This is a genomic window from Oscillatoria sp. HE19RPO (assembly GCF_024220515.1).
GTDB lineage: Bacteria > Cyanobacteriota > Cyanobacteriia > Cyanobacteriales > Laspinemataceae > Laspinema.
On sequence record NZ_JAMXOT010000054.1, the window covers coordinates 1 to 20,823 of the forward strand.

General features: G+C 48.2%; 8 protein-coding genes and 1 pseudogene. 2 read left to right on the forward strand and 7 right to left on the reverse strand.

From position 1 onward, the window contains the following. Positions 1-158: 158 nt before the first annotated feature. Entirely contained in the window at positions 159-2,645 is a 2,487-nt protein-coding gene (locus NG833_RS06180) for an ATP-binding protein (RefSeq protein ID WP_254564437.1), read from the reverse strand. Positions 2,646-5,168: 2,523 nt separating this feature from the next. Here NG833_RS06180 and NG833_RS06185 point away from each other — a divergent pair. Then, positions 5,169-6,677 carry an ATP-binding protein gene (locus NG833_RS06185; RefSeq protein WP_254564438.1) on the forward strand — a complete coding sequence of 503 codons (1,509 nt, stop codon included), beginning with the start codon at positions 5,169-5,171 and terminating at the stop codon, positions 6,675-6,677. A gap of 516 nt (positions 6,678-7,193) precedes the next feature. On the opposite strand, the gene NG833_RS06190 is transcribed toward NG833_RS06185, so the two are convergent. Continuing rightward, entirely contained in the window at positions 7,194-7,439 is a 246-nt protein-coding gene (locus NG833_RS06190; RefSeq protein ID WP_254564439.1) for a hypothetical protein, read from the reverse strand. 134 nt (positions 7,440-7,573) lie between these two features. Continuing rightward, positions 7,574-7,792, reverse strand: a complete 219-nt coding sequence (locus tag NG833_RS06195) for a hypothetical protein (protein ID WP_254564440.1) — start codon at positions 7,790-7,792, stop codon at positions 7,574-7,576. Positions 7,793-8,420: 628 nt separating this feature from the next. Here NG833_RS06195 and NG833_RS06200 point away from each other — a divergent pair. Next, the gene (locus NG833_RS06200; RefSeq protein WP_254564441.1) at positions 8,421-8,951 is read left to right on the forward strand and encodes a hypothetical protein; all 531 of its coding nucleotides are present in this window, start codon (positions 8,421-8,423) and stop codon (positions 8,949-8,951) included. Positions 8,952-9,123: 172 nt separating this feature from the next. Here NG833_RS06200 and NG833_RS06205 read toward each other — a convergent pair whose 3' ends face one another. The 4 genes and pseudogenes from NG833_RS06205 to NG833_RS06220 form a co-directional block, all read right to left on the reverse strand. Next, on the reverse strand, positions 9,124-10,068 hold the full coding sequence (locus tag NG833_RS06205) for an aldo/keto reductase (protein ID WP_254564442.1): 945 nt from the start codon (positions 10,066-10,068) through the stop codon (positions 9,124-9,126). A gap of 48 nt (positions 10,069-10,116) precedes the next feature. Further along, on the reverse strand, positions 10,117-14,973 hold the full coding sequence (locus NG833_RS06210; RefSeq protein WP_254564443.1) for a CHAT domain-containing protein: 4,857 nt from the start codon (positions 14,971-14,973) through the stop codon (positions 10,117-10,119). 691 nt (positions 14,974-15,664) lie between these two features. Further along, positions 15,665-16,337 (reverse strand): annotated as a pseudogene (locus tag NG833_RS06215) (IS1 family transposase). Between the two features lie 127 nt (positions 16,338-16,464). Beyond that, a complete protein-coding gene (locus NG833_RS06220; protein ID WP_254564444.1) occupies positions 16,465-20,487 on the reverse strand; it encodes an AAA family ATPase in 4,023 nt (1,340 codons plus the stop codon). Between the last annotated feature and the right edge of the window lie 336 nt (positions 20,488-20,823).

A 20,823-nucleotide genomic window follows, 5' to 3' on the forward strand; every position in this document is an offset into this window, starting at 1 on the left:
GCAATGCGCAGGCCCTCCGGAGGGCCTGCGCATTGCGCCCCTACACATACCTTTCTTTCAGTTGAGCGTTTGAAGGATTTATATTTTGCAATCCCTTGAAGTCGTTACTACGAACGAAGAGGGATAACGACTTCAGTCGGGACGTTGAACATCTCCCATTAGGCGCAGCGACTTTTAACGTAGGGTTGTTTAGCGGGAATTTGAATTAAAAACTCAGTACCCTGACCGGGTTCTGAGTCACATTTGAGTACACCGCCATGTTTATCGACGACAATTTTATAACTAATGGAGAGGCCCAGTCCGGTGCCTTTGCCTACGGGTTTGGTGGTAAAGAAGGGGTCAAATAGGCGTTTTTTAACTTCTTCCGTCATGCCGGGTCCGTTATCGCGAATGCGAATGGCGACTTCGGTGGGGTTGCCGAGGGCATCGGTTTTGGCGATGTCGGTGCTGATTGTAATAATATGGGGCGCGCCTTGATTTTCTAGGGCGTCCATTGCATTGGTGAGAATGTTCATAAAGACTTGATTGAGTTGTCCGGCGTAACATTCCACTTTGGGGAGTTTTCCGTATTCTTTGATGAGTTCTACGCCGGGGTCTTTGCCTTTGGGTTTCCAGCGGTTGTGCAAAATCAGGAGGGTGTTATCAATGCCTTCATGAATGTCTACGGGCTTCATTTCGGCTTCATCGAGTCGAGAGAAGTTGCGCAAGGAGACGACAATTTGACGGATGCGATCGGCACCCATCTGCATGGAGGCGAGGATTTTAGGGAGATCTTCGAGGAGGAAGTCGAGGTCGATATCTTCGGAGACTTCGAGAACTTCAGGGGCGGGATTGGGGTAGAGTTCTTGATAGACTTCGATTAGGTGCAGCAGGTCTTGGGTGTAGTTGTTGGCATGGACGAGGTTGCCGGTGATGAAGTTAACGGGGTTGTTGATTTCGTGGGCGATGCCTGCGACCATTTGTCCCAAGCTGGACATTTTCTCGGTTTGGATTAACTGGGCTTGGGTTTGTTTGAGGTTTTGCAGGGCGACGCTGAGTTGTTGGGCCTGGGTTTGGGCGGCGAGGGCTGCGGCGTGGGTTTGGGCGTAGAGTTCGGCTTGGTCGATCGCCAGGGCGAGTTGGTCTACGACGCCTTGGAGGAGTTCGATTTCGCTATCGGTCCAGGGGCGGGGTTCGCTATGGCTACAAACGACGGCCCCGAGTTGACCGGAACGGGTTTCTAAGGGGAGGAGGAGGACGGAGACAATGCCCATGTCACAGAAGAGGCTGCGGGTTTTGTCGTCTAGGTCGGCGCTGGTATCGAGGCGATCGCTTCGCAAGGATTCGAGGTCGCGAATTTTCTGGGTGAGGGGGCCGCTGAGGGAGGCGGGGTATTCGCACAGGAGGTTTTTTTTGTCGGGCGATCGCGATTCATGGGTGACGGTGAGACTGGGCTGAAGCGGATGAGGCAGATACCACAAAAAGTGACAGCGGTCAATTTGTAAGAGGGAGTGAATTTCGGTGACGGCGGTTTCGAGGATGGTGTCGAGGTCGAGGGAGTTACGAATCTGACTGGCAAGGCGGAATAGCAAGCCTTCACGACGGGAGAGGAGGGCTTCGCGGGTGCGATCGCGATCGATGGCTAGGGCTAAGGTGCTTGACAACCAGAGTAAGAGGTTTTGGACGGGTTCGCTGACCCCATTCTCGATGACGACGGCCATGACGCCACAAATCTGGTCATCGATGACTAGGGGTTGCAGCAAGCAATCGGGGTGGAGTTCACAATTTTCTAAGCTGTCGTTTTTGCCTCGTTCTTTTTGGCGAATTAAACAGCCGGTGTAAGTTTTGCGGGTTTGCGCGACGGTGCCAATTTGGGTTTGTCCTAGGGGAATGCGATCGGGGAACAGTTCCTGATCTAGGGGAATCCCAACAGTCGATCGCATCTCTAGTTCTTTGAGGGCAGGATTCAAGGTCCAAACTCCGGCGGAGGTGGCTTCTAAATACTCCACGATCGCCCTCACGATCGGCGGGAACAGGGTTTCTAAGGGTCCTCCGTTGGCGATGATTCGGCCAATCTGAGCACTAAACCCATAGAGGCGACTGCTATGCAGGGGAGTGTCTTCGAGTTGGTTTTGGGGGGTCACATTTTGGAAATACACGGATAAACCTTCGGAGTTTGGGTAGGCTTGCATTTTTAAACACCGTCCCAGATAAAATGCCTGACTTGTGACCGTCCGTGCCTCACCGAGGGCGCGTCGGTACTCCTCTATCAATTGAGACTGATTCCATTGGCCTAATTCTTGCCAAATATTTCTACCGACTAAAAGATGCCTGGGTTTGCCTAAAATTTCTTCACCCTGAGGGTTGATTTCGGTAAAATTCCACTCGCGATCCAGTCGAAAATAACCCACATTTTTTAGATCTTCCCCCCAGGCGATCGCACAGGTATCATTAGAGGTCCTGACCATCTTGGCATCTGGTGGTTGAGGATCACAGGACTTGGTGTTACTCGTTTTATCCATGACGATTCCATCTATGTACAGGAGTTCTACCCCAGGACCCAACATTCTGCACTGGCGATCGCCATTTAGCCGATCGTCGCTGACGACACACCCATTCCCCGATGCCATCCCCTGGGATTCTGCCCCAGTCCCAGGAAAACCCACGCGGCAGAATCAAAGGGTCTCCGATCTCCGGATCAACTCGGTTACAGTCCTCGGAATGTATCAAACTGACGTAATTGCGTAAGGTTTGATCCACAACCGGAGAACCGTTTCTATCTGAGACCACTTCTAAATGGTGTTCCTCCAGAGTTGGACCCCTGTAACTCTCGATCAACTCCCAGATGCTTTTGATCGCCACCCCAGTATCAACCCAATGTTTTGGCTTTTGCTTGACTGCTCGGCCTATTATGGACAGTTTTACCACAAATGGAATCATCGAGGATGAATCACCTCCCATCGCCTTCAATGCCGCTTGATTTCCCGCCATCAAAAAACGGACGGCCCCAGGGCTGTCGCTACTTTGAGAGATCCATCCTCCGCGCTCCTTCCAGGCCAGGGTCCTGGAAAGGCCGATTGACCATTGATCCCTCCGGTTATTTTTGATTGGTTTGTGACTTGGCACTGGTCCTTTCATTTGAAGGTACCCCTCCCCAAATTAGAAACGGCCAGTCTTTCTGACTGGACTGGAGCTTTTTATCCTGGATTGGATTCCCCGGTCCTGAGTTAATTTTACGGGAAATCACTCCCACTCGATCGGGGGAAATTACGGATTAAGGACTAATTTTAAAAAAGCGCAGATCCAGCCATCGTTGTCAATTTTAGGGAAGGTATTTTCCCGAGCGCTATAGTTATAGCCGACCGTTTTATTCCCTCTTTCATCCTCTCCTATCATCTAGTATGTCTTTTTTGTTGATTTTTTTTTAACTATTTAATAAAAATTAACTTTTGGTAAAAGTCACTCGGGCTGGGTCAAGGATCAAGGCAGAGGACAACTCCTGCGTTGCAGAGGCACGTTAAATTTGTACTGGAAGAAAAGCCGAGTTGAAAATACCTAATGATATCAAAAAAAGACCCTTGATGTCAAGGAATCCTAACGAATAAAGCGGGAACCCAATCCGAGGCGATCGCCCCGGGCTGCGGTCACTCGGTCCGCTCAACCTAACCGGGTCTTTTTGGGCCTGGATAGACCCAGGGAACGGGCTTCTCCCCTGGAAAAGAAATCCTCCAATCCACACTCTTCTCCCTGGGTTTTTGATCATCCCACTGGATGTTTACCCGCTACCGGGGAGCGGTGAACTGACTTGATCTCAATGCAAAGAAACGATAAAGAAAAAATCAGTCTCTGTAAAGAAATCGTAAACTATTTTTCCGGCATTATTTCCGGAATTTCACCAGGCAGCGGGACATGAATCAGCCCCTCTGCCCTCGGCTCTCTAGCCCCATTCCACAACCCAAGACAACTCTCACACTTTTCTGCGGTGGGGGAACCTTTGATGTAGAACAGTCTCCGTTTTTACGGGGGTTCTGCGGGGATCGCTGCTATTGAATGCCTTCGGATCCCATGATCTAAATCCATCGGGGAATCCGATGCCTAAACTAGGTAATGATCCACACCCCGGCCTCAAAAGAAGAACCTCCTCATCTTGTTACTGTTTTCAGGGTGGTCCATTCAAACTTCTCACTCCATTGCTCGTATCCCTTGGGGAACTTTTAAGCTTCTCCCGTATCCTCGAACTCATTGGTTTTTACCACTGATGTACCCGAACGGTTCACGAGGAGTTTCCTACTCTCGCTCAGGGCTGATTATCTTGATTTTCTGGGGAGTTCACCCTGATGAATTAGGAATATTTGCTGACTGAATCCGAGTAGATTGTCACTTTTTCCCTCAATGCTTCTGAGTCTATTCTCAGGTTGAGGACCGAAGTTTTATTCTGTAGTTGAGGAATAATGCTGGATTAAATCAGAGTAAGGCAGGTCTCCTGGATGCTTTCCGAGATCAGAGTCACTGGTTTTTCTCAAAAAAATATAGCAACGGCTGGACTTCATCCCCCTTTGCCCAGCTTCTTTACGGGAGAATCGCTATTCGGTTTACCAGCCCCTAAAAGTCTGGAATCAGCCTGGGTCAAACCATGAAAAAATGTAACTTTTGTATTAAGTTTTATGACCTCTCGCGTTCAGCTTCGATTCCCTAGCCCGTGTTTTCAGAAAAAGTATTAAGAGATACTTAAAAAGTGTGGAAAGTGATCTATAAAACAAAACATCAGTCAAGTATCAGCTACAAAGGAGGAAGATATCTAAAATCGGGTTGCCCCAGAGGTAGGCGAAGTCAAAACTTTCTCAGAATTCACGAGTCACAGATCTCAAGTTGTTAAAGGGATGCTGATCAGATGAAGAAAGGAAAAGCTTGTCACTCCACTGATGCCCAGTAGAGTCCCAAAGGAGAACTCACGAAGCGAAAGGAATATCCGGAAAACCGAGTTTTCAGCAACCCAGTCTCAGAGAATTTTACGATCGCCCCAGGGGAAGCCCCTCAGTTAGTACAGCCGGACCCGGAAGGGTTAGATGCTTCACCGATTCCATCACCAGAATCAGGCCTTTGCTAATTAGAGAAATTGTTTAAAAGTAAAGCCCGGGGCCACAGAGTGCAATTGTGCGGAAATATTTAAGTACAGGAAGTTATTAGCTATGTTAACCACACTTCAATCCCAGTATAGAGAACAAGCTGAAGTACAGGAACTCCAGCAACAACTCGCCGCCAGTGAAATCCGGTTTCGGAATGTCATCGATAAATTGGCCGATGGCATTATCATCGTTGATGGCAAGGGACTGGTCCGCTTTATTAACCGCGCTGCGGAATGTTTGCTGTCATGTCCAGCGGATGCTCTGCTGGGGAAAGAAGTGTTTGGCACTCGGGTTTTTGAAATCCAGGGGGGTCAAATCGGGACGGAAATTATTCAGCGGGTGGGAGATAGCGATCGCGATAGCACCAGAGTGGTGCAAACGCAAGTGGAGATTTTACGCCAAGGTCAAGACGATGCGATCGCTGAGATGCGAATTGTAGAAACCGAATGGGAAGGGGAAAAAGCGATGATGGCGTCCCTGCGGGATATTACCTCCCGGGTGCGTGCACTGGAAGCATTGCAAAAATCTGAGGCGCAACTTAGAGAACAAACCCACCAACTTGAGAGGACCCTCCAACAACTCAAGCAGACTCAATCCCAACTGATTCAAACGGAAAAAATGTCGAGTTTGGGTCAAATGGTAGCTGGGGTGGCTCATGAAATTAACAATCCGGTTAACTTTATCTACGGAAATATCGATCACGCCAGTTGCTATATCCAAGATTTAATGGGGTTGATGGAACTTTATGAACAAAATTACCCCAATCCGGCAGAAGAGATTACTCAGTACCAAAAGGAAATTGATCTAGAGTTTTTGAGTCAAGACTTACCCAAACTCCTCTCTTCGATGAAGTTGGGAACCGATCGCATCCGCGAAATTGTGATGAGCTTGCGGAATTTCTCGCGGTTGGATGAGGCGCAAATGAAGCGAGTGAATATTCATGAAGGGATTGATAGTACCCTGCTGATTTTGCAAAATCGCCTGAAAGCGCGATCGGCATTTCCAGGAATTGAATTGGTTAAAGAGTACGGCGACTTCGAGCAGATTGAATGCTATGCCGGACAACTCAACCAAGTGTTTATGAATATTATCAGCAATTCCATTGATGCGATTGAAGAAAGTTCTAAATTTTTAGTGCTGCATTCTGAATTGTCCGACTCCACCGGGGAAGGATCCGGGTCTATTCCTAAAATCTCGCCCCAAATTAAAATAGCAACGGAATTGGTGGAAAAGAGTTCGGCGAATGGCGATCGCGATGAAACCCGTCTGCTGATTAAAATTTCCGATAATGGTCCGGGAATGAGCGAGGAAGTGCGGCAACGATTGTTCGATCCGTTCTTTACCACCAAACCTGTAGGCAAAGGGACGGGGTTAGGTTTGTCCATTTCCTATCACATCGTGGTGGAAAAACATGGCGGACAATTGCAATGTCTCTCGACCCCTGACGAAGGCACGGAATTTCTCATTGAAATTCCGATTCAACAGCAAAAACGTAAGCCTTCTGAAACTCCGATCAATCGCTCGGATTTACGTCCCCAAACGCGCTTTCAATCTCATCTGAAGGCTTGCTAAATTTCTTTCGGTTTTGACGACCCACTTCGGTTGAAAGTTATGGTTTCCTAGGGTGCGGTCTCATCAATCGGTGGCGTGCCTATCTGTGAATCTTCATCAGGGGCCTTAAATCGGCTTAATTTTAAGCGCGGTCCATTGTCTGAGGTTGGGCTATCTTTTCAAGTTTTAAATCAGCGAGCCCCTAAGCCAGTCCTATTTCTGCATCATCAGCAGAAAGGGTTACGGGTGAAATTTGCTGTTTCTGGATTAATTTTCTAGGTTCGGAATGGGGGTAGGTTGCGGACCCTCATTAAGTTGAGGGGGAGAGTTATCAAGGGTTGAAACTCTCGGGGTATTTACCTAGAAATACTATAACAGATTTTTCAAAAAAATACCAACTCCGTAAAAAAACTGAAAGCGATTAAATCCTGGGTTCGGCTAACAGTATGGGGACGGAAGAAAGGCCGGTATTCAAGTGGCGATCGCCCCCGAGTTGGTGGAGTTCATCCGATAGGCGCAGGGGCGATCGCCTACTCTTTAATGGGCTTTATTTAACCGCTTAGAAATCCAACTGGTTAATCCACTCAACAGCGCACCGGCCATTAAAATGCCAATGGCTGGATTAAACACAGGTTGCCAGAGTTGATGCCAGAGATCTAGGCCAAGATTGACGCCAGTGGAGCGTCCCACGACGGCGATCGCAAACCAAACAAAGCTTAACAATACGAAAAATACATCGGCCACTAAAAACAGGTTCAGCCAATTTAAAAGTTTTTCTTTCATGGGTGCTTGTTAGTCCTAATCCTTTAAAACCATTCATCCGATTGCGGCGATCGCCGCTGCGGTGAATGGTAAGATACCACGGCTAGGGTATCACGAGTGGGGGAAGTCCGGGGAATCCGAAGGGAATCCCGCCCTTAGATGCGTCGGAGTAACGGAATTACTCTCGGAGAATGAACAATCCCCCAGATATTGATGCTCAGGCACAAACTGGCTAAAGCCAGCAAGATATAGGTAGGAGCCATGACTACGCCCACCAGGAACCAGCTAACAACGTGCAAGATCATGACCGTGGCATAAAAACTGGCGATCGCGGCCATCACCCGAATCTGGAGTTTCGGGGTTCCGAGTCCCATAAAAATCAGAGTTTGTAAGGTGGCTAGTAAGTTAGCCGGAACCAAAAACGCGCAAATTGCAATACAGTGGCTTCGAGAAAATTCGCAAATCAGATCAAACATTATAAACTTATGAAATTGTTTTGTGCTAAGTGTTACTAAGAAATTGGCCTAGGTTTACTCTAGCATATTGACTTTGATATTAGACGAATGATAGATAAAATTTATCAAAAATTGAGGTATGGTAAAAATAAGAAAGTTGTAAATTCTTGTAAAGGATAGTGCACCCAATGGAAAACGCAGAAGGGATTTTTAATGTAGTGGCCGGACTGCTGGCAGTCGGGATTTTTGTCGGGGGGATGCTGATGATGTTTACCACAGTCTGGACGACCAAGCGGTAAATCCCCGATACCCCAAAAACCATCTCGGGAGTAGGGGTGCGATCGCATCTCTACTCCCGTTAATCCGGTTGAAACGGGTGCATCGGTAAGCTAGATGCTACAGAATCCGGATGGAGTCATACCCAAAACAACGGAAAAAAATTCCGAGAGTCAGTGCCACATTCGGGGGCAAAATTGGTTATGATAGGATACAAAACCCCTTAGTGGTTTGTCCCTCAATGCAAAATAGATTCTTCATCAATCAACTGATGAGCGCGGGAATCCTCTCGGTGGCGATCGCACCTTGGATCCAACCCCTTGTCAACGCTCGCGAACCCGTTCCCTTGTTTTTATTTGATACTCAATGTGTCACCAATGGACCCGGGCGATCGCAAGAAGAAACCTTAGATATATCCGTCGGGAGAAAAGTCTATCGTTCTTATTTCTTTTTAGGACCCGGAAGTCGAGAAGTCTCAGTAACTTGTCGGATTGGAGAACAAGCGGGTCAATTTGAATCCCTGTTATTAGAATTTGGAATGCGCGACAATGACCGAGGGAGTCCGCCGAATGCGGTCAATATTTATTTAGATGGAGTGCGGGAGGTATCCCATACCCTGAGTCCCGGAGAGCAAGTTTCTTTATCTCTAAATCTGACCGATGTCAGTCATGTTGCCATTGAAACCGTTTGTTCTACTCAAAATCGCTATTGCGATCGGGTGTACTTCTTTGAATCGACCCTTTTACCTCCGCTGAATGTAGTCCCCTCTGAACCTAATTCTGAGTCTCCCAGTCAAATTTAGCAACGGTTGGGTTGGGAACCCCAACCCCTACAATGGCATGGGAATTGTTTCAATTTCGTTGCCACTATTGATTGTCAAAATAATTGCAACGGTAGGGGTTTGGTCCCCAAATCCTCTCTTGGGTTTGGGGACCAAACCCCTACTTGATATCCCAAGAATGGCCAAATTTACGTTATAACCAAGGACGAGTCACTTGTTCCAATTGCGCCACTTCATTCGCCGTTAATTGCCATCCCACAGCACCAGCATTTTGTCGTGCCTGTTCAGCATTTTTAGCCCCAGGAATGGGAATGATACCCCCTTGAGCAATCAACCAATTCAAGGCAACTTGAGCGGGAGTTTTGCCATAGTTTTGACCGAATTGGCGCAACAAATCTAAAACCGGAGCAATTTTCCGTAATCCCTCCGGTTTGAACCGGGAATCCCACTGGCGAGGTCCGCTGGGTTGGGGACCGTCGGGGGTATATTTGCCCGTGAGTAATCCTTGTTGGAGGGGACTATAGGCCAAAATTGTGATTCCTAATTCCCGGGCAGTTTTGATAATTCCCTGGGTTTCTACCTCCCGAGATAATAAAGAATAACGCACCTGATTGACCGCTAAAGGAATGCCGCGTTTGGATAAAACACCATGAGCTTCTCGCATTTGGTCGGCAGAATAATTGCTGACGCCAATGGTTTGAATTCTGCCTTTTTCTACTTCATCAGCTAAAGCATTCATCAAGGTTTCTTGGCTCATTAAAAAGGTAAAAGGCCAATGGACTTGATACAGCGTAACTTGGGTTAATTGCAGGCGATCGAGACTAGCGGTAATCGCTTCAGCAACGGATTCAGCCGTAAACCGCCAGGGTAAAGGACCGTATTTTGTCGCAACTTGAATCGGGGTTTCTGTTTGCTGAATGAATTGACCGAGAAGCTGTTCAGATTTACCTAATCCATAGACTTCTGCGGTATCAAAAAAGGTAATTCCCGCCTCGACAGCAGCATGAAACGCTTCCTGAACCTGAGTGGCCCCGTAATCTTTGCCATAGTTCCAAAATAGGGTATCTCCCCAGGACCAAGCACCAATACCAAGGGTCGGTACGGTTGGTCCATTGTTTCCTAATTGAATGAATTCCATCGGTTTAAAACCCTGAATTTTTGATTGCCATTGTATTGTAATCCAAAATTACCAAGGGCTGCCAATCAGAGTAAACACTGACCAAAAATAGGGATGTTTAAAATCCCGGGTTTGATTTTCGTTGATGCCATCGGAACGCAGGGAAAAATTGGCGGATTCAGAGAAGAGGCGATCGCCTTCAAAGCGCACTCTTCCCTCCAACATGGCAATCTGTGCCTGTCGCAGCGCCTCTGCTTTAATGGGTGCGGTTTTTAGATTCTGGTAGAACTCTGTCATCAAAGCTAATGTGCCTTCATCGCTGACGTAAGTCAAACTCGCGATGGCAGTTTTTGCGCCAATTCTCACCGCTAATCCCGCAAACCCTAACTCCGCTTCTAAACTGCCGATCGCCGTGCGACAAGCACTTAAAACCAACAAATCCACCGGCGGATTGTTCCATTCTAAATCCCGCATTTCCTGTAAGTTTAAAGGTCCGTCCCAAAGCTGGATATAAGATTCACTAGGGTCACCGGCATTAAATTGCCCGTGAGTGGCTAAATGGACTAACCGAAAGGGTTGAGATGCGCGCTGAAATTTGAGGTTTTCTAAGGTAAATTCTTCATTCAAAAAGGCTTGTCCGTTCTCTAACGTTTGAATAATCGCTTCTAATTCCAACGGAACCGCTGGCAGATTGGGTAAGTTACTAAACGTTGATGCTCCCATTGCTAAAATGGGAAAATTCCGGATATCCTGATAGCGAGTATCGGTTAAGTTCACACTGGGAATTAAGCCCAGACGATATTTTTCGACTAAAAACTGCTCTCCATCATGTAAGGCGGCAATCGGAAGGGTTCGTAATCCCGGGTCCATTGAAAAGGCAATGGTGTCAATTTCTTGGGCTTCTAATTCTGAAAAAATGGGGGCAATCAGCCATTGATACAGTTGTCGCGCCGGTGGTAAATAGGTTTGAGTATTTAATCGTTTGAGGTCCGTAACTTGGGTCAATAAATTGCGAGCGGTGGATAATAAGTATTCTTGGTTCGCTTCGGAAATAATCCGGTGGATGGGTTGACCATTGGGGGTGACTAGGATTAAATCTAGGCGATCGCCTCGGGATAAAACATAAACAATCGCCGGATTTGTTCCAGTTTCTTGGGAAATTTGGCGCAATCTTTGGACAATTTCTTCATAGGAGAGTGAGTCTCCGCCCAAATCTTCTTTAAAATAGGTTTCAAATTCAGATTGTCGGAGTCCTTCAATTTGCTCAATGGTGGCCCCGAGATTGTCAGTCCCTTGATTCAGCAAATCATCTAGGTTTAATCGGTTGGTTGCAACCCGATCCTCGGGTAAAATTCGACTATCCAGTTGGCGACTTTCAAGCTGAATCAGAGGTTGCGCTTCTGGGGGTCTTTCTAGCTGAGTTTGTAACAAGTTTTCCGGCAAGTTTAGGGAGGGTGACGACTCAGGAATCGGAATCGGTGCCGGGGGACGGATGACTGAAGGTTCTGTGGCAGCAGAGACTAAAGAAATATTCCCTTGAGTAAAGGAAAAGGGAAAGGACTGCACCGGGACAATCCTATTATTTCCAGCAGTCATAATCGCTGCTAGAGTGCCATTGAGTTCAGCTTCACCGATAATAAATGGCGCTTGGGCGATCGCACTGCCATGACTAATTTTGATCTCCCCTTCCTCACTTAAACCAGCAGTGGAAATGCTGGCATCGGGGGAATTGGCATCCAGTAAGGTATCCGTTGCCCGAAAAAAGCGCCCGGTGGTAATTTCGGCAGTTCCCCCGGTACTCCCCTCAGCGCGAATGGACCGGACTTGTATATCCCCGGGGGCCGTTAAGGTGACATCTCCTGCTGCTTGTTCTGTAGCATTGGTGGCAATGGTTCCCGTTTGGATTCCCGGTGCCAAGGGTTCTCCAGCAATCCCTTGGCACGACTGACAAGTAGAAATAGTGAGATTGCCCCCGCCAAATAATCCAGAGGTATTAATCTCTTCGGTCAGAATGCGACTGGCGGTACTGGTGAGAGTAATTTCGCCTCCTGTTCCCGTAGTTGTCGAGGTATTCAGGATGCCGGTGGTAATTTCTCGTCCAGCAGTAACTTCCAGATTGCCTCCCGGTGAAGTCATATCCCCCGTGGTGACAAAACTGTTGGTACTGGTGAGCGTGATTTGGCCCGGATTAGCGGTAACATTTCCTACCGCAATTTGCTGCGTGGCATTCAGTTCTAAAACCGGGGTCGTCGAATTGAAGTTCTCCCCTCCGAGGTTCACATCTTCCAGGACGATTGTTCCGGAACTGTTCACCGTCAGACTATCCGCTGTAATCTGCTCAGATGCAGTCATTTCGGTGGTTTCTTCAATGGCGATCGCCCCTAATCCACCCCCTTCTCCACCCCCCACTTCCCGCGCAAAGATAATACTCCCTGCGGTATTTAGAGTGAGAGATTGTGCCGCATTTTCCTGACTATTCAGGGTATTATTAAACGTAATTAAACTCCCCGGAGTCAGGGTACTCAAGCGGATATCATTGCCCAAAATCACCGCACTATTCAGAATAATATTCCCTTGGGCAACAATATCACTGGATAGGGTTAAGACATCCGCCACAATGTCCAAACTGCTGAGGGGAACCTCACTGCCAACAGGTTGGTTCACCGCCACCGTCCCCAAGGGCGAACTGACCCTCAGCTGGCGTTCTCCATCGATTGTGCCATTAAATATGATATTACTTCCGGCAAAAGTGACATCAGCATTTAAAAAGATATTGCCAAAGCTCAGTTCTCCTTCCGTCACGACATCAGCACTCACGAAGGTTGCGCCTGCGGTATCGATATTCAGGGTCGCATTATCTGAGAGAGTGATATTTCCGGCGATATCCGTTGCACCTTGTCCTTGGGGCGATCGCAGGGTCACCGGATCGCTGAAGTCCACAACCCCAGCAATGCTAATCAGTCCAGTGCTATTTTCGGACCCAATAATAATCGAACTAAATCCATCCTCTAGGTTAGCTAAATCTGCCACCGTCAGATCCAAAACCGTATTTCCGCTATCACGGGTACCAGATAAGGCAATATTTTGGTTAGGATTTCTCGGTTGTAGGGTTAAAATTCCAGTGCTAGTAATTGTGCCATTCAAATCAATTTCATTACCCGTAAGCGTCATATTGCCGCTGCCACTGTTGACAATCCCCACAGTGAGGGTATTGCCTGCATCGAGGTTAATATTGCCATTAACCGTGGTTCCTAATGAGTTCACTTCCCCAGCAGTAATAATATTTCCGGTGCGACTCAGAACTGAAATATCCCCCCCATTGGTGTTGAGATTTCCGGTAATAATATCGCTACTCGCTGAGAGAATGGCCGGACCGCCAGCGGTGGTAATATTGTTAACAGTAATGCTGCCTCGGCTGAAACTCTCACTGGCAGAAAATACGGTATCGGCGATCGCCCGATCCGGGGGAACATTGGCCGGATTAGACAGATTCGCTTCCCCAGCGCGCAGAATCACCGAGGGACTGCTAGTGAGAATGGGGATATCCGGATCGGAACCCGTCAGAGTGGTGTCCGGTTGGGTGATATTAATACTCACTCCGACAATGCTCCCCCCGGCCTCCACTTTCAGGGAAGCGCCGGTATAGTCTCCAAAGGTCACATCCCCATTGGAAGTCACAATCGGGTCAAACAGACTAATCAGGGTTCCGGGTTCTCCCGAAGCTGTGCGAATCGCAAAATTTCCCCCGGATGCAAAGTGAGAATCACCGGAAATCGGCCCCTCACTCACTAAGGTGATATCTCCCCCAGCGCGAAAGGGTTCAAATTGAAACTTCACCCAATCCACTGAAGGGATAGAATCCAAGGCTAAGATATCAATAGCGCGATCGCCTCGCAAGGTCAAATTGCCCCCCGTCTGGGCTAAAAAAGGCCGGTCCAGGCTATCTCGCACCCGCACCGTATCCCCAGCCCTCAACTGCATATCCCCAGTGGTTTGTAAGGTGGTTTCTACTAAAGTGAGAGTTTCATGGGCCGACAAGGAGACCGTCTCCCCAGATACGTGAGATTGAGTCGTTACCACATCTCCCGAGGCGATTCCCAGTCCGGAACTGATTAATTCCACCGTTCCATCGGGGTTGATGCGAACATCGGTCACATGGGAAGCATTCCCCCCAGTGAGTAAAGCGGGTAAGGCGATCGGTGCGATCGGAAATGGCGCAGAAATGTCCAAACTCAGGAGATGATTCGGTTGAGACAAGCGCACCGAACTCGCACCGGGAACCGTCGCCATTGTAATGCTTCCCTGGGGTGAGGCGACTGTCCCCTGATTCAAAATCGTTCCCCCAATCAGGGTTAAATTTTGCCCCGATGCCACGGTTAAATTACCGGAATTAATGATAGCTCCCGGCTGCAATGTCTCAAAAGCAAAAACCCTGGGAGTTCCTACTAAATTGGCATAATTATTTTCACCCACCGACTGAAACCATCCCTCATCAAATCCCATCCCCGTTGCTGTTGTTGCGAGGAACGAACCTGGGACATTCAGACTGGCATTCGGTCCAAAAACCATCCCCGCAGGATTCATTAAATAGAGATGGGAGGCACCGCCAGTAACCTGAATTAATCCATTAATATAAGAAGCATTGCCGCCATTAATTCGGCCTAAAATATTAATAATTTCTGGATTAGAAATAAAATTAGCAATCTCAGCAGGATTCAGCCCAAATTCAGTAAAACTATGGAACAGATTCCGACCATCAGAGGACCGCTGACCCCCAGTGATATCATAACGGGTTCCCTCGGGTGTAACAACGGTCCCCGTCCCATCTGTTGCCGGGACAATCGGTTGAGATTGGGCGCTCAAAGCCGAAAATAAAACTGCCAAGGGTAGCATCAAAAGCCCGATGGAGAGTGCTTTCTTGGTCAATGATTCCCCGTTTAGGTGACTCGTCTTTTTCCCATTCATGGCGGCCCTGACCTCCTTTGAGTTTGCTCATGCCGATTCCAAATCCCGTACTCGTAGCAAAAACCCACACCCTCAAGGGTGGGGCTATACGGACAAAGCCCGCCTGCGCGGGCTACAAGACTAGGGTTAGGTCTTGGATAACCGGATTTAGTCTGATTCCTGTTTTAATATAGCAGTCCTCTGAGAGTAAATCTCCCCAGATTCGACTCAACCTATCACAATTTTTCCCGGTATTGATACCGGATTTAGGCTAATTCTCGGCACTTTTCGCGGCTTTGTTGGAATTCAAACCGGGCAAGTATTGACAAAAAAAATCCCCGGGTTTCACTGCTGGCGATATTCGGACTTTTCTTTTCCCTAGATGGCGCGATATTTCCGCGTCCTGTGGGTCTCCTTCTGGGCGATCGCCTCTCAACGGAGGGGGAGTTCATTCCCAATCTTTTAGCGCAAATTTAACTCCATTCAATCGGGTTTTAGGTCTCATGTTTTACAGAAAGTTTTAAGACTTGCATTTTTCTAACCTTTTAAAACCGATTGTTTAAATATTTATGACAAGTTATGACATAAGTTGAATTTCAAGCCATACTAGAAAAATAGCCCAAGAAAGAAAGAAAGATAGATAGATCAGCTTTATAGTAAATCGTTCAGGGTCTCAAGGTGAGGTCCCGAAACGCTTGTTAGAATTGGGGATAGGCGGCGTTAATATTTCTACAGACTTTGAGTCACATAAAGTTTGTCTCTGGAGGCGGTCTAGATAATGTCTTAATCGCGTGTTTTCTCCTTCTAACCGAGTCATGTAGGGCTTGGTAAATATAGGGTCAAGTTCATCAATAAATTGAGGGTAAACTGCATAGCCATCGATCACATAAAAAAACATTCCCAGCCTCGAATTATTTTCCATAAGGGTTTAAATGTTTCTTTCGATCTATCCCCGACAACAAAAGCTGAAATCCCTGGAAGTCTTTTGTTTACAGCCGTCCAAACCCAGGATTTATGTTTTTTTTAGCCACATAATTCTGTAACTCATCAACTTGAGAGACTTCAGGTATTTCTTCATAATCAGGGTCAGGTGGTAAACTCTCGCCAGAGGCTTTTACCCCATTAATAACCGTGTTATGACAAACTCCCATCAGCCGTTCTATCGTCGAAATCCATTTCCTTCAACATAGAGATGCAAACACTGTCGTTTGACTTCATCAGGATAACCGATGGGAGAATAGACGTCGATAAATTGACGACCACAGTACGCAGCATATATGGTTTTGTTTTCCTCTCTTCAAGCCATTTTTACTGATATTGGTGGACTGACACTTAGGACCAATCATATTCTCTGGGGGTAGGTCCCTGCCCCCTTATCATACCATATATGTGCAACGCCAATCCATTCGCCGCTTTGGCGCGCTGCCAACGCTCATTGAAACCCCACATAAGCTAGACATTTCTCACCTGGGGTTAACTGCTTTTTAAGGATGCCAGCACCCTCTCAGCCGCCTTCAGGTCCGCTGTCTCGAATCCTTCCTTAAACCAGCCATAAATCTCGGATAGAAGCTGGTCTGCCTCTGTAATTTTACCCTGTTCCTGCCACAGTCTCGCTAAGGATAAAGCGGCGCGTAGTTCCAAGGATTTGGCTTGGTGCGATCGCGCCATGTTTAACGCCTCCTCAAAACAGGCTTCTGGAGTCTGGGGAAAATACCCCTCGGGAAAGGCGATCGCCTCGGTGGATGCCTCCCTCTCCCCCTGCCACAGCAATTCTCCCGCTATCCGCATCACCTCACTTTCATACCAGCCTTCCTCGGTTTTTAAAACCAGCGATCGCGCTGACTCTAATACCTGCTGACATTCCCGCCACTGCCTTGCTCTGAATAAACCCTCCGCCACTAACGTGCGATAATAGGGCAACCATAGCAAAAACCCCAAGGCTTGATAATCTTCTAATGCCCGATACATCTCACCAATGGCTTGTTCACTATTGTCCTGAACGGCATCGACCCATCCCAGAACAATCCTTGCCATCGGCATCCACAGGGGGAACCCATGTTCCTGACAAATCTCCAGTGTTTCCGATGCAAATTCACAGAGTTGGGGAATTTCGCCCCGAAATTGATGCACTGTTGCGGCAAATGCTAAGGCATAGGCTAAACTATGAGGGTGAGCAAGAATGCGAGCGTGAGTCACATCCTCTTGGATGAGTTCTAAAGCCGTATCTGGATAACCCAACAGCCACATTGTCCAAGCATTTAAAGACAAAGCCGCTACCCCGGGATCATGTCCGTACAGAAAGGCTAAATAACCAAATTGTTCGCGGTTATATAGTGACATGGATATCTCGAAATAGGTGCGTGCTCGGCTTAACTGCCCCAAACTTAAATAAGCATCCCCATAAGCTAGATTTGTCTCCAGAATCATTTCCGGCTGTTGGAACTTTTCGGCGAGTTGCTGTTGGCGATCGCAAACTTTTAAAAGGCTATAAAAATCTCCTCCCATGATATATAACCCTGCCAAGCCATGCAGCACCGAGAACAACTGGGGCGTATCTCCCACCCGTTGACAGAGATATCGGGCGCGATCGTACACGGGTTTGACTTCCGGCGAGGCATACCCTTTGATAATCACCAGTGCTGAAGCCAGAGCGACTTGCAAATTTAATTCTCGGGCTAATTCTTCGGGAGTTTCCGGTAGGGTTTGCAGCCATTCGATCGCTTGTCGGTAAAACAGCGCCGCCTCCTGATTGGCATAATTATATAAGGCTTGTTCTCCCGCTTTCTCTAAATAGGCGATCGCCTTTTCGGCAACCTCTGCCTTACTCCAGTGATGAGCCAGGGTGGGGTAAAACGGGCCTAAATCATGGCTATAAACCCGTTCGTACCAATGCGCTACTGCCTCATGAAGCTGTCGCCGTTGGGCAAATAGCATCAAATTATAAGCCACCTCCTGGGTGATAATATGTTTGAAAATATAAGAGCGTTCTAATTCTGATTGTTCTCGCGGCGTCATATCCAAGCGATCGAGCGCATCCAGATACAAGGCAATCTGATCTTTATCCTCGGCGATGGGATGAATGTCCTGCACCACGGATTCGGCAAACACTCGCCCGATCACACTTGCCACTTTCAGGGTCAGTTCTTGTGCCGCAGAGAGGCGATCGATCCGCGTGGTGACAATCCCTTCAATCGTATTCGGCAAATTTAAAGCGTGTAAATCCTCCACCCCAGGCGCTAAGGTACAAGTGCCATCGTCAATCAGAATTAAGCCTGAATCGCGCAAAGCATAAGCCAGTTCCTCAGTAAAAAAGGGATTGCCTTCGGCTTGAGAACCGATGAATTGTGCCACGGCATCGGGAAGGTGAGCAACCCCGAGACGCAGGCAAGCCAAGGCGATCGCCTCTTCCGTCGGCAAGGCATTCAGGGGGAAATGTTCGGTATAGGGATTGCCCAGTAATTGCGCGTATTCTGGGGGACTGTCATCCCCCATCGGACGAGAGGCGATCGCCATCAATAACGGCGTTACCTGCTCACTCACTTGCAGGGTCAACGCCCAAGATGCCGAATCCAACCAGTGAGCGTCTTCAATAATCAGTAATTTAGGCGATCGCCGCGCCGAATCTTGCACCAGTCTCACCAACAAATCCCGCGTCTTTGCCGAACGGACATCCGGGCTTAATTCTTTTGTGACATCGGTTTCCGGCAACTCCAAGGAAACCACAGCATTGAGCAAGGGGGCGAGTTCCCACAGTTCCGGATCGTCGCAGAGCAAATCTCGCACTTGCTGGCGGCGCGCTTCTCGCTCCGTGATAAAATTCAAATCTAACAGTTGACTAAAGACCGATCGCCAAGCATAATAGGAGGTAGATTTTTCCACAGGTTCCCCCGCCGCGATTAGGTAGGTAATCTGTTCTGCCTCAGCGCGATCGAGCAAATCAGAAATCGCTCGGGATTTGCCGATACCCGGTTCTCCCGATATAATTGCCACTCCATTTTTTCCCTGGCGCAATTGCTCCAATTTATCCGCCAGAGACTGGCGCAATTTTTGCCGTCCCACCATCAAATTACCCGGGGATTTGTTGAATTCCCAACCGGGTCGTTCTGTTCCAATTACTTCTAAGGGTCGATAGATTTTGACCGGCGCTTTTTTCCCTTTGACTTGAATTTTGGGCAAGGATTGAAATCGCACTCGCCCTCGTCCCGATGCCAGGGATTTGGTGGTCAAATCACAGAGAATCTCATCGTTAGCTGCCTGCATCAGTCGCGCAGAGAGATTCACCACATCGGCAATGGCGGTGAATTCTCGCCGCACTTCGCTGCCTACGGTCCCGCAGTACGCCCTTCCCGTGGTAATTCCAATTTTGGGATGCCATCCCCAAGCGCGCAACTGTTCGCGAATTTCTATCGCTGCCAATACACCCCGTTCGGCATCATCTTCATGGGAAAATAAAGGCAGTCCAAACACAGCTATTAAAGTGCTGCCTTTGTCATCGACGAGGAATTTATTTACAGTGCCTTCGTAGCGGGCTAATAGGGTTTGAATTAAGCCGACAAATTCATGAACTTTGGCTAAAGCATCGGGGCGATTGTAATCTAAACCGGGCAAATTGAGAAAGATGACGGTAACTTGACGCAGTTCCCCCAACCATTCAGTTTGACTCGCGGCGAGTCGAGCTTTGACGGAGGCATCTACATAGCAACTCACGGATGCTGCCAGTTCATCGGGTGAGGTGAGGGAAACGAGGTTACAAGTGCGGTTAGGGGTGGGAATCTGTTCGGCAATTGCGCCATCGAGTCGGATATTTCCTGATTCTACGGTGGTCCCGATAAAGCGATCGCGAATTAATGCCCAACCTTGAGGCGAGATACAGACTTCCCCTTTTTGTGCGGCAACTTCTGCACTTGCCATCTGTGCCAGGGGTTCCCCAGCGACAAGGAATTCCCAGCGATCGCCTGACCCCCCAACGTGCAATCCCATCATTTCCCCAGCAGCAATCCCCAGATGCAGGGTGAGGTAAATATCATCGGCGATATAAGTGCGGAGGTTTTGCAAAATATCTAAGGAACATTGAGCAGCGCGGGCAGTTTGGGTGGCTAAATCGCCATCTGGGGCAATCCATAAGGCTAACATGGCATCCCCAGCAAACTTAACGATATCCCCCCCGCGATCGCTAATCAAGGCAATTAATTGTCCGAAATAGGCATTTAGATGCTTCGTCAGTTCTTCCACCCCCGAGGCCCCCCGTTCTGCCAATCGTTCCGTCAGGGCCGTAAACCCGGAGATATCGGCAAACAGCACAGCAGCCGGGAATTTCTCCAGCAGGGGCGTTTGGGGAATTTCGGCATGGGCTAAACAGCGATCGACCAAATGTGCGGGAACATAGCTGCACAGGGTTTGCACCACCGTTGCCGTCACCGGATTGTGATCATGGGTACTCAATGTGACATCTTGAGAATTTTCTAGGTTCGTGACCGAACTTTCCTGGATTTGCACAGATTTTTTCCCTCACATCAACGTTTTTCATACCGATGCACCCACAAATATAGCTACAATTTGTCTAATTTTGGGATAGTATCGGAAGAGTCGAGGCGATTGCGGTGTAATGGGCTACAAAATCCTCAGAATTTCGCTGCTAGCAGATCATTTTTGGGTGCGATCGGGCGATGACTTCTAAAACTGGGGAAGTAGGAGTAAGGTGAACACTGCTTCACCTGGGTGTTGAAGGGATTAGGGAACTCCAAAAAATAAAATCTCCAAAACGTTCATTCGTAGGATCAACGGAGTAGTAGGGGCGCAATGCTTGCGCCCTCCGGAGGGCGCAAGCATTGC

Bases quoted from the DNA above. Each gene is read 5' to 3' on its own strand.
- NG833_RS06200 (WP_254564441.1), top strand. From the start codon at position 8,421: ATGAGCGCGGGAATCCTCTCGGTGGCGATCGCACCTTGGATCCAACCC.
- NG833_RS06205 (WP_254564442.1), bottom strand. From the start codon at position 10,068: ATGGAATTCATTCAATTAGGAAACAATGGACCAACCGTACCGACCCTT.
- NG833_RS06190 (WP_254564439.1), bottom strand. From the start codon at position 7,439: ATGAAAGAAAAACTTTTAAATTGGCTGAACCTGTTTTTAGTGGCCGAT.
- NG833_RS06185 (WP_254564438.1), top strand. From the start codon at position 5,169: ATGTTAACCACACTTCAATCCCAGTATAGAGAACAAGCTGAAGTACAG.
- NG833_RS06195 (WP_254564440.1), bottom strand. From the start codon at position 7,792: ATGGGACTCGGAACCCCGAAACTCCAGATTCGGGTGATGGCCGCGATC.